The organism is Thiolinea disciformis DSM 14473 (assembly GCF_000371925.1).
Classification (GTDB): Bacteria; Pseudomonadota; Gammaproteobacteria; order Thiotrichales; family Thiotrichaceae; genus Thiolinea; species Thiolinea disciformis.
The window spans coordinates 1-10,387 of sequence record NZ_AQVE01000045.1 but is presented as its reverse complement, the minus strand read 5'-3'; the positions used below and the strand labels follow the sequence as shown (position 1 = coordinate 10,387).

Annotated in this window: 11 protein-coding genes; all 11 read left to right on the top strand. The window is 45.0% G+C overall.

All coding sequences use genetic code 11. The features are described from left to right. A partial coding sequence (locus A3IE_RS0118950) for a cysteine peptidase family C39 domain-containing protein (protein ID WP_026155035.1) occupies positions 1–505 on the top strand: 505 nt, incomplete at its 5' end. After that, positions 495–905, top strand: coding sequence for a hypothetical protein (locus A3IE_RS0118945; RefSeq protein WP_020397192.1), 411 nt, complete (start codon positions 495–497; stop codon positions 903–905). The genes A3IE_RS0118950 and A3IE_RS0118945, both read left to right, overlap by 11 nt. Then, the gene (locus A3IE_RS22370; protein WP_157832920.1) at positions 902–2,515 is read left to right on the top strand and encodes a hypothetical protein; all 1,614 of its coding nucleotides are present in this window, start codon (positions 902–904) and stop codon (positions 2,513–2,515) included. The genes A3IE_RS0118945 and A3IE_RS22370 overlap by 4 nt, the downstream gene beginning before the upstream one ends. Positions 2,516–2,517: 2 nt before the next feature. Beyond that, on the top strand, positions 2,518–2,730 hold the full coding sequence (locus tag A3IE_RS0118935; RefSeq protein WP_157832919.1) for a hypothetical protein: 213 nt from the start codon (positions 2,518–2,520) through the stop codon (positions 2,728–2,730). Continuing rightward, the gene (locus A3IE_RS0118930; protein ID WP_020397189.1) at positions 2,727–3,293 is read left to right on the top strand and encodes a hypothetical protein; all 567 of its coding nucleotides are present in this window, start codon (positions 2,727–2,729) and stop codon (positions 3,291–3,293) included. The genes A3IE_RS0118935 and A3IE_RS0118930 overlap by 4 nt, the downstream gene beginning before the upstream one ends. Positions 3,294–3,303: 10 nt before the next feature. After that, complete coding sequence (locus A3IE_RS0118925) at positions 3,304–4,770, top strand: hypothetical protein (protein ID WP_020397188.1); 1,467 nt, start codon at positions 3,304–3,306, stop codon at positions 4,768–4,770. A gap of 54 nt (positions 4,771–4,824) precedes the next feature. Further along, a complete protein-coding gene (locus A3IE_RS0118920) occupies positions 4,825–5,442 on the top strand; it encodes a hypothetical protein (RefSeq protein ID WP_020397187.1) in 618 nt (205 codons plus the stop codon). A 5-nt stretch (positions 5,443–5,447) separates the two neighbouring features. After that, entirely contained in the window at positions 5,448–6,011 is a 564-nt protein-coding gene (locus A3IE_RS0118915; RefSeq protein ID WP_020397186.1) for a hypothetical protein, read from the top strand. Further along, positions 6,004–7,431 carry a PBSX family phage terminase large subunit gene (locus A3IE_RS0118910; RefSeq protein WP_020397185.1) on the top strand — a complete coding sequence of 476 codons (1,428 nt, stop codon included), beginning with the start codon at positions 6,004–6,006 and terminating at the stop codon, positions 7,429–7,431. The genes A3IE_RS0118915 and A3IE_RS0118910 overlap by 8 nt, the downstream gene beginning before the upstream one ends. A gap of 43 nt (positions 7,432–7,474) precedes the next feature. Further along, positions 7,475–7,987 carry a hypothetical protein gene (locus tag A3IE_RS0118905; RefSeq protein ID WP_020397184.1) on the top strand — a complete coding sequence of 171 codons (513 nt, stop codon included), beginning with the start codon at positions 7,475–7,477 and terminating at the stop codon, positions 7,985–7,987. After that, positions 7,987–10,023, top strand: coding sequence for a portal protein (locus tag A3IE_RS0118900; RefSeq protein ID WP_157832917.1), 2,037 nt, complete (start codon positions 7,987–7,989; stop codon positions 10,021–10,023). The genes A3IE_RS0118905 and A3IE_RS0118900 overlap by 1 nt, the downstream gene beginning before the upstream one ends. Positions 10,024–10,387: the final 364 nt, after the last annotated feature.

Below are 10,387 nucleotides of genomic sequence, written 5' to 3'. Positions count from 1 at the left end.
CTTTTTTTGGGGTTTAAAAGTGAAGTTGTTGGTGGTCTTTTTATTGCTCGCAGTGCTGTATGGCTGTGCAGTTGCGCCAATTACGCAACATCAGGGGTATGTACGTCAAGAAAGTTGGGCGGATTGTGGTGCGGCGGCTGGGGCTATGTTGGTCAATTTTGCGGGTGGTAGTTCGACGAATCAGCAGGCGATTGATGTGGTTGGTAAGCATAGCTGGTGGAACGGGATTGATATTACACGGCTATTGGAGTTGCACGGTAGAGAGCATCAATGGGCTGCATTAGATGCAGTGGTACGTGATCAGCATCGAGCTACGGCGGTTTTGGTAAGTGTTGTGCCGCTTGTTAATCATTGGATTGTGGTGCAGGGTTATCAAGCAGGTCTAGTGCGGGTGTTCGATCCGAGTGGGCTAGCGGGTGGTGAGTATTGGTGGTCAGTGGCGCAGTTGGAAAAGCGTGCAGTGACTGTGCAAGGTGTAAGTGTGAGGCTGGCCGATGAAGAATAAGGTTGTCTTGCTAGTGATTGGCTTGGGGATGCTGCTGACTGGGTGTACCAGCTTTGATGCGTTGGTAGTTAATGGGGCTAGTTATCATGTATCCAATCCAATGACGAATCATGTCAATTTAGGTTTGGGTGTGCGTAAAAACGGGCAAGAGATTGGGTTTTATCGTAATTCCTGGATTAAAGGGGATGCGTATTCGGTTTATGCAAGCCAGCGTGTTGTATCACGGGGGCGGTTATTTGTGGATGTGGGTGCTGCGATTTATCCGCCACGTGATAACAGCTGGAAGCAGATCAAGCCAATTGTAAAAGCGGGAATGGCAGTGCACTTGGTAGGGCTATTGAGTTTGGAGGTCAGTGCAGCTGCGGTTGATTTGGTGACTATGCAAGTAGTTTGGCGATGAGTAATGAGCCGTATTTGACGTTAAGGGAAAAGTCAAGGACGGAGCCGTTTCGAGTTGCGATTGGGGAAGCTCGGGACGGTGTGCATGTTCGCCGTAGTCATAGGCGGCTCGCCAACGCACTTATTCATAACACGATTTCGGGGAAAGGACTGCAAGCGCCACATTTAGATGCAATTCAGCTAATCCCCGATGGGGATTTCTCGCGTAGTTGGTATGCCGGTGCTTCAGCATGTGGGATTAGGATTGGAAATTGCTTTGTAAATATGCCGGATACGCAGTATCAAGGGATTTTTGCAGGTGATGGGCTTTATGAGTCTTTGCAGATTATCAATAACACGATTAGCACTGAGTCTGAGCACGAAATTACGATTTGCGGGATGTTATCGGGTGAGATTGCGGGGAATGTGGACGGGCAGGGAAAGCCTAGTCAGGTTTTGTTAAAGCCGCTACGCCTGTTTGGGTCACCGGATGACGGCGAGCAAAGCTGGTCACTATGGGTGATCGGTTTTAAAGAAAATTTACCGTGCTATGAAGCTATTAGCTTGGGGGCAGAAAGCAGAACATGCTTGGATTGGCGGACGACTGTTTTTAATCAGTATGATTGTTTTATGACTGATGTTGATTTGCCAGCTGTGTATGAGATGGCTAAGGGTTTGGATTCGTTGCTTAGTGCTGAGGAGTGGTGCCGTGCCGGTCGTGCCAAGGTGTTTGAATTTGGAAGTGTTGTGCAGTGGGGGAATGCTGCATTAACTCAAAAACAGGTAGTAACTGACATGATAGCTAAAAATAAGATGGGTAGTGTGTTTGATCCGGTCGAGCAGTTTAATTTGGATGGTCAAGTAACTATTGGGATTGCGATTAATAATCCTTGCTGCATTAAAGACTACGGTACGTGGCGTGGTGAAGTGGCCCAAGAAGACATGCCAGACTGGATGAAAAAGCTGGCAGTACGTAGACCTGATTTGATCCGGTTTGAGCATCCCAAGTATGGGATTCGTGCTGCATTGCATTTATTGCTGATTTATCAGCAAAAGCATGGGCTGAAGTCTGTGGCTGAAATTATTAATCGTTGGTCGCCTTATCGTGGAGCAGGGGCTGATAACTCTGAAGCGCAAACGTCAGGTTATGTGCGGCATGTGGCGCAGCGTTTGGGCGTTGATCCTAGCGAGACAATTGCGGTGCGGGATTATAAAACGGCTAAGCAATTTGTTACGGCGATGATTGAGTACGAAAACGGACACATGCAACCTTACTCTGATGCAATGTTAGATGAAGGAATAGAGATGGCTGGGATTCGAATGCCTGAAGAGCAGCCCATTGAAGTTAAACCTCCTATGAAAAGTAGTGAGCGGAAGGGTGCTGTGGCAATTGCAACCGGCAGTGTTGGTAGCGTTGTTGTTAGTTTGGGAACGTTGGTTGGATTAAGTAAAGAGCAAAGTGCTGCGGTAGCGACTATAGCTACCGAAGCAGCTAAGCAGGCTGTGGCAACACAGTTAGATTGGATGCAGTGGTTATTGCTCGCTAATTCGGTTGGGATGCTATTAATTTTGATAGGGGCATTCTGGTGGTGGAAAGGCAGAAAACTAGCGGGGCTATTGTTGCTCCGATGAGTATGCGGAACACGCTAACAAACAAAACAATAGAAGCGGTGGCGTTGGTGGGTACTTTAGGGTGGGCTGGATTCTATGCGTGGATGTCTCAGCAAAATTGGGTTGGCATTTTAACAGCAGTAATTACCTTGGGTGTTGGGATAACTGCAATTCTGAAAAATTTGGTAGAAGCATGGTTAGCGTATCGACGTGCTCGACGGGAGGATAAGAAGTGAGTTGTTGTCCTATTTTTTTTAGCTCTTTTAGAGCGCAACGTCCAGTTACATTACCGGCTGGATTGCGATCTGTTGTGGTGCGGAATAAAGGTGCTGGTGCTGTTTACGTGGCAGGGAAAGAGGTTTGCGGTACATCTAACACGATCAGTACGCCTTGCGGTAATTGCGCAGGTGAGTCATTTACACTGGATGCTGGTTGTGGTGTTTATGGACAGTCGATTAGCGTCAATATCCCTGATGGCGGATGTGCGGAGATTACGTTGGAGTGGTCGCCTAATCCATTGCTGGATGGTACGGATAGCAATGCGGATGGCATTCCTGATTGGCTAAAAGAACTTAATCCATGCCTCACTTTGCCTGATCCGGATGTAGTCGTGAATGATTTAGATAATGTTCCGGTTGGTCGAGCCTACAGCTTTAGTTCGCTTTGCTTTGATGTATTAGTACAAGATTTGGCTAGTAATAGCAGTTACTACGCCGCCAGTGCGCCGATGCTTAATAAAGCGTATGTAGCACAACAAAATTTAAGCGGTGCTATTACGCACTATTTATTAGCGGTTTGAGGATTTGATGATGACTAAAGTAATACACGATACTGATATTGGAGCAACCCATCAAGTCATTGATGGTAAATTGGAGCTAAACCCGTTAAGGGATGAGGACTGGCATGATATTACAGCCAAAGGCAGTGATGGATTTAATTACAGAATATCGCATCCTTTTCAGATGCGAAAACTTGATGACCCGACGGAATCTGGTAATGCAGATGATTATAAGGTAAGGCAATATCTTTTCCCGTTAGGGGGTTATGATGCTCCATCAGCAAATAAAGTATATATGGCAGTAAAAGCTGTCATAGCGGATATAAAAGATAATTATTTGTCAAAAGGGTTTCACACGGGGAATGTGCAATTTGGACAAAATGGCGGAGTCGGCTTAAGATTACAGCAAGATGGCAATATTGGTATTGGTGTGCCACAAATGGGCACAGGAAATCCTGTTGTGCCTTGGATGTTTAGCCAGTCAACGCAAGGCACAATCCCTTTACTAATTGATCAATTTGGAGTTCCGCTAGAAAACATTCTGCAATTAGTGACTGAGCGCACTAGCCGAGAACCGTATTATCTCAATTTAAAAGACGGGGCTAGTTTTTCAATAGAGTTTGCGACCCCACTATTTTTATGGCAGCTTTTTATCGCGACAATTACTGACACTATTTATTCCCGTCCTGATTTGGTTATTGATATTAACTATGCTGACAATACAACAATTAGTAAAGCGCTGTTACCAACTGATTACCACTGGTATGGTAGCGCATCAGTATTTGATTATGAAAAGCGCGTGAAGTCATTTACAGTGCGCTACCAAGTAAATAATAGTATTATTAATTATTCACCATATGCGCTAAATACAAATACAGGAAAGTTAGTAAATGCGCTCACAACAGCAGGGCTGCCTGATCCGTTAGCAGCCAGTTATTCACCCGTAATACAATTGGATTACGTTTATGTGTATGAAGCAAATAATGTTCATAAAGCGCAAACTAATTTGGTCGATATTACTTCATTATTCACGGCTTCAACAACTAACACAGCGGCACAAATTGCATCTGGAACAGCAATCACGAATTTAACTACTAATAATGTAGCGGGATTTGGTGTAAAAGCTGCAACTACTGCTGTTAATATACAGTTCACGGCTAACGATCCAATGAATGCGCCCACGCCATTGTATATTGAGATTGATCTGGATTCATCCGCTGCTAATCGAGATGCGCTAAATAATTATTTGTCAATTATATCCTATTCACGCCGATTTACGGCTCAAGCCAATCTTTCAACCAATAGCCGAGGTTATTGGTTGAACGGCAGTGCAGCTAGTAGCGATGTGTTAACTATGAAAATTAACCTAACGAATACCACTGACTGGGTGCACAACTACAATGTATTATTACTGGTCATAGCACGTCAAAATACAACGCCTATATCATCAACTGCAAATTTTGTTATAAAAGCAGTTCGTATCTTTGGGGAGCCTTAATTTTAGTTGGTTTTATAAACCCGCTTCGGCGGGTTTTTATTTAATGGAGTAATCATGACTGATCCACAGGTTTATGATTTAAGTGCGAGTTGTGTGGCAATTACTGCACCGGATAAAAAACCTTTCGCAGTAATTGTGCCGCAAACCAATAATAAAGTTTTGGTCTGGTGGTCTAGTGTGCCGGTTGATGTGGTAGCAATTAAAGGCCAATACTGGACAACGGCTAATGCCACTCAGTTTGCTGCTTACGATATGTTGCTGGATTGTGCAACGATTGCTACGGGCACGGCACAGCCATTTGCTAATCCAGTGAGTGTGTTTGCTGAGGATGTCAGTATTAATGCGCCTGCTTGTGTTGTGCCAGGTGAAATATGGAATTCGCCTGATCAGCCCATTCGCGGTATTACCCTGAGCTTGCTTAAAGCAAGCAATTCTGCTGCAAATGGTACTAAATACACTAAGTTAGTTTTAGTGTGTGCCAAGGCACGTACAGTCGCAGCGCCTGCTGCTATTCTGGCTGAAACAGTTACTGAAAAACTGTATCGGGTTGTTGAGCAGGATGCTGTAACGGGTATTCCGGTTGCTACAAAGTTCTACAGGCAATCTGATAATGCTGAAGTTACGGTAGGTGATGCGGCTGGTAACTATTGGGTTGATGACGGCTGCTGCTAATTGCTATGAGTGACGAGGTTCGGCAGGCGTATTTGGAAGGGTTTGAAGGCGGTGACTTGCGGCCTGAGCGTGCGCGGATGGTTGAGGCGTATGTGAATGGGGTGGATGGGGAGCTGTTGGATAATCTGGCGCTTTGCCGAATCGGTGGATTTAAACCTAAGGACAGTGATTCGGCTAGAACTATTGTCTGGAAGGTATTCTTATCCCATAACCAAAATAATCGTAAAGCCTATGCAAAAGAGCGGGAGTATCTACGTTATTTGCAGGCTGAGAATAAAGTACGATCTACTTGGGATGCGGAAGAAATACGCCAGCGATTGCAGCGTAATGTCATGTTAGCGCAAGGTGAAATGACTTTTGATAAGTTGTTAGTGGCGAATCATAAAGGGGTAATAAAAACAAAGGTTGTGCGAGTTGCTGAGCTGAATATTCCGGCTGCTACGCAGGCGTTGCAATTACTGGGTAAGAATATTGGTATGTTTAAAGATCAGGTTGAGCATACTGGGATAGATGGTAATCCGATTGAGTTTGTGCGGCGGGTTGAGTATGTGAAGGCGGATCATGAGTAAGTTGCCCGTTATTCAGTTGCCCGCACGCTTTGAAGCACTGGCTCGTCCTAAACGTTTAAAAGTGTTTTTTGGGGGCAGGGGGTCGGGGAAGTCAGAAACCTTTGCTCGCCAGTTGTTGGTTAATGCGGAGAGTATTCCACGTTATAAAGTTTTATGTACCCGTGAGTATCAGAATAGCATTGATGACTCGGTACATGGGATGCTCAAAACCTTTATTGATCAGTATCAATTTCCGTTTGAAGTGCAGAATACGGTGATAAACACCCCATCGGGTGGGTATTTTAAGTTCTTTGGTTTAAGTCGAAATATCACTGCAATTAAATCTAAGTTCGACTATGACGTTGTGTGGGTGGAAGAGGCGGAGGATATAAAGGAAGCTACTTGGGATTTGTTGATCCCAACGATTCGTAAATCTAATTCAGAAATCTGGGTATCGTTTAATCCAGCTGACGAGGCTTCAGCGACGTACCAATTGTTCGTAAAACCGTATTTAGCGCAGATTAAGCATAATGGGTTTTATGAAGATGAGCAGATTTATGTGGCGATGGTCAATTATGACGATAACCCATTTTTCCCTGCTGAGTTACGCCAGCATTCTGAGCATTTAAAGCAAACTAATTTCAAGAAATGGCTGCATGTGTATGGTGGTGAGCCGAATATGCAGTATTACGATGCGTTAATTGAGCCGGAGTGGTTTGAGGCAGCGGTAGATGCGCATATTAAGCTAGGGTTTGTGCCACGGGGTGAGAGGGTATGTGGGTTTGATCCGGCAGATATGGGGACGGATGCTAAGGCACGTACACTACGGCATGGCGTGTTAATCGTTGATTGCTGTTCTTGGTTGGATGGGGATATTACGGAAGCGACTCAACGAGCTGTGGATGATGCAGTGGAGTTTAGAGCTACTGATTTTATCTATGATAATGTGGGGAACGGGGCCAGTGTTAAGACGTATGCAAGGATGGGTGGTAAGCCTGTTAATTTGGAGTTTCACGGTTTTGGAGCGGGAGAATCTCCAGACTTTCCGGATGAGCCTTTTGAAGAGGCAGAGAAAACAGAGCTGGAGCCGCGCACCAATGCAAACGTTTTTAAAAACAAAAGAGCGCAGTATTGGTGGTATTTGCGCGAACGGTTTTTTAGGACGTGGCAGGCAGTGGAGAAGAAGGTCTATCACGACCCCACAACGTTGATTAGTATTAGTAGCGATATTAAAGAACTGGCTAGTTTGAAGAGTGAGATTGTGAAAGTGCCGCGCAAACGCACGGCAGGGAGTCGGTTAATTCAGATCGTATCGAAGGATGAGATGCGAGCTAAGGGGATTTCTAGTCCAAATTTGGCAGATTCGCTGATGAAAAGCTTTGCGATACCAGAGAAATCAGATTTTGTGTATGAGCGGCGTCCGGCAGCACGGCGTCGTTAATTTTTAGGAAGTCACATAGTATGAATGATAAAGAGGGTGAGTAATGGCAACAATCGCAGAGAAAAAATATATTGAGGAGCTAGAAGCTCTGAAAGTTAGTCAAGAAAAGCAAATAGCTGAATTGCAAGCAAAGTTAGTAAATATAGATGCAGCACGACCAGGCGCTACTGCCACCGAAATTGCAGAGTGGGAACGCAAGATTACGGATCGTGATAATGAAAATGCTAGCTTAACTGAGCAGATTAGCCGTTATACGGAGCAAATTTCTGACTTGCAGTCTCAAATTCGCGTCCAGCAGCAGGGCGATGCTATGGATGAGGCTTTGTCTAGTGCCACATTGGACATGAAAGCCATTCCATCAATGACCGGCGTTACTGCTCCGATGAATGGTGTCGATTCCATTAGGCTGGCTACGTTTGCGCTAGATGTGGATGGTGGTGGGGTTGTACTGGTAACGATAGTCAATGGATCACCTGTTGTCAGTGTGCAGCGGGAGTTAAAGCTAGCGAATAAAGCGCTAGGTTATACATTGGTTCGTCGGCCAGAGTTCAAGTAATGACTAAGGCGTTCAACTTCAAGGAAATGATTTCTGATATTGCTGCGCAAAATAAAGAGTGGCGGGATAACTCAAAAAAATGCGCAGAGTATTATGATCATCGACAGCTTACAGCGGAGCGGTTGAAGCAGCTTGAAGAGTGTGAGCGTTTGCCGGTTATTGGTAACTTAATACAACCTGCTATTAATAGTGTTTTGGGGCATGAAGAAGCTGCTCAGCGGGATTTTCGAGTAGTAGCTGATGATGTTGCAGGAGATGAGGTAATTGAAGCGCTTAATCAGCGTTTAAATGATGAGGCGCGACTTTGTAGTGTGAATCGTTATTGTTCTGATGCTTACAAGGGGATGCTAATTGAGGGGCTTGATTGGATTTATTTAGATCGTAATCCTGATCCATTTGGCATCAAGTTTATGATTGAGCGTGTGCCGTTAGAGCAAATTTATTATGACATGCGTGCTACTGATCCAAAACTAAGTGACATGCGGTGGATTGCGCGTCAAAAAGTAATGGATGTTGATGCGGTTTATGCTTTATTTCCTGATCAGCGTAAACTAATTGATGCGGTAAAATCAGCGTGGACGGGTGGGTATTTCGTACTCGATGGGGTATCGGCGGATGAGTTAAATGTTCGTTCTCAAGAATGGTCGTCATCATCTTCTTATCGTGATTGGTATATGCATGCTGAATCCAATCGGCAGATGGTAACGGTTTATGAGGCGTATTATCGGGTGTATGAACCGGCGGTAGTGTACAACTTCGCCGATGGTAAGGTGATGGACGACAAGCGTGCTAAAAAGTTATTTTCTGCGCGTAGCTTGCGTAATCTCCAAGTAATGGGACTGTTGAAGATCAGCGAAGGGGTTACGGCAAAAATTCGACGTAAGTGGTTTATTGGGCCACATGAGATTGTCGATGAGCCCAGTCCACACCCGCATAATTATTTCCCATTTGTGCCATTTATGGGCTATCGCGAACGGGCTACAAACTGTCCCTATGGTTTGGTTAAAGGCATGTTGGATGCTCAAGATAAATATAATGAGGCGGAGTGGGAGACGCAGCGTATTATTGAATCGTTGAGGATATTCTATGATCCAAATGCGCTAGCTGATCCTGCCATGAAAGCCTCTGACTTGGTACGAGAGTTAAACCGCAAGGATGGTGTGATTGCCGTCAAAGATTTAAATCGAATTCGTACTGAACGCGAGCTGACGAAGTTGCAGGAAATGCATGCTCGCAAAGCCGAGGCACGTGATGAGGTGCGGCTTTACTCTGGGATTTATGAGGCATTTTCAGGGATTTCTGCAGGGCAGCAATCCGGTCGAGCTATCAATTCACTAGCGGCTTTGGGAGCTACAACGCTAGCAGAGATCAATGCAAACTATGAGTTTGCACGTTCGATGGTAGGTAATTTGATGTTGGCCTATTTAATTGATGATATGGTTGATCGTGAGCAAGATGTCGTCATTAAAGACAAGTTGACGGAAAAGCCGATTAAGCATGTAAAGCTCAATGCTGTTAGCGATGACGGTATAAGTAATCAAGTGGCGCTGGCAAATTATCATGTAGCGCTTACTGAGGCTATTAGTTCGCCAGGGAACCAGCAACAAGCTTACGGTGATTTTGTCGATATGTTCAAAGTAACTGGTGGGAATCCGGCAATGCAGCAAATTCTATTGCGTGGGGTTGTTCGTAATAGTCAGATTGTGAATAAGCATGAGCTGTTGGATGAATTTGATAAATTGCTGGGTGGAAAAGTTGATCCTGAGCAGCAAGCTTCTATGCAGCAAGCGCAATTAGAGCAGCAAAAAACCGCGCTGCAATTAGAGCAAGCCAAAATTCAAGCGGAGCTGGCCGCCAAGCAAGGTACAGCAGAACGTGATGCAGCCCATGCGCGATTGTATGAGGCGCAAGCCGCTAGGGAGATTGTGGCAATTGAGGAGGCTAAGCAGCGGATGCAGCAGCGTGAGTTTGAGGCTAAGGATGCTTTGTTGAGTAGTGTAAAAAATAAAATGCTGAATCATGCAGTCGGCTTGTAATGCAATTAGCTATCAAGCTAGCTTAGTTAAACAGGTTTCATCTGTAAGCCTATAAAGTAAGATTGTTGAGTATACAAAAAGCCACTTCTGGTAACGGGAGTGGCTTTTTGTATGCCCGCTAGCTGGCGATGTGGCTGTTGGTGCGCTGCTGTGTAGTAGGTGCCAACGCCCTAAATGAGCAATTCAGACCTGTCTGTAAAGGAAAAACTAATGAGTAATGAAGCGTTAAATAAATTAAAGCGTGATCTTGAGATGCAATTGGAATCAGTGCCTGATGATGTAGAAGGCATGGAGGAAGATGTCGAGGAGTCATTGCAAAATGATGGCGATCTTCTTGATCCTGCTGATCCTGCTGATCCTGCTG

Bases quoted from the DNA above. Each gene is read 5' to 3' on its own strand.
- A3IE_RS0118945 (WP_020397192.1), top strand. From the start codon at position 495: ATGAAGAATAAGGTTGTCTTGCTAGTGATTGGCTTGGGGATGCTGCTG.
- A3IE_RS22370 (WP_157832920.1), top strand. From the start codon at position 902: ATGAGTAATGAGCCGTATTTGACGTTAAGGGAAAAGTCAAGGACGGAG.
- A3IE_RS0118935 (WP_157832919.1), top strand. From the start codon at position 2,518: ATGCGGAACACGCTAACAAACAAAACAATAGAAGCGGTGGCGTTGGTG.
- A3IE_RS0118925 (WP_020397188.1), top strand. From the start codon at position 3,304: ATGACTAAAGTAATACACGATACTGATATTGGAGCAACCCATCAAGTC.
- A3IE_RS0118920 (WP_020397187.1), top strand. From the start codon at position 4,825: ATGACTGATCCACAGGTTTATGATTTAAGTGCGAGTTGTGTGGCAATT.
- A3IE_RS0118915 (WP_020397186.1), top strand. From the start codon at position 5,448: ATGAGTGACGAGGTTCGGCAGGCGTATTTGGAAGGGTTTGAAGGCGGT.
- A3IE_RS0118910 (WP_020397185.1), top strand. From the start codon at position 6,004: ATGAGTAAGTTGCCCGTTATTCAGTTGCCCGCACGCTTTGAAGCACTG.
- A3IE_RS0118905 (WP_020397184.1), top strand. From the start codon at position 7,475: ATGGCAACAATCGCAGAGAAAAAATATATTGAGGAGCTAGAAGCTCTG.
- A3IE_RS0118900 (WP_157832917.1), top strand. From the start codon at position 7,987: ATGACTAAGGCGTTCAACTTCAAGGAAATGATTTCTGATATTGCTGCG.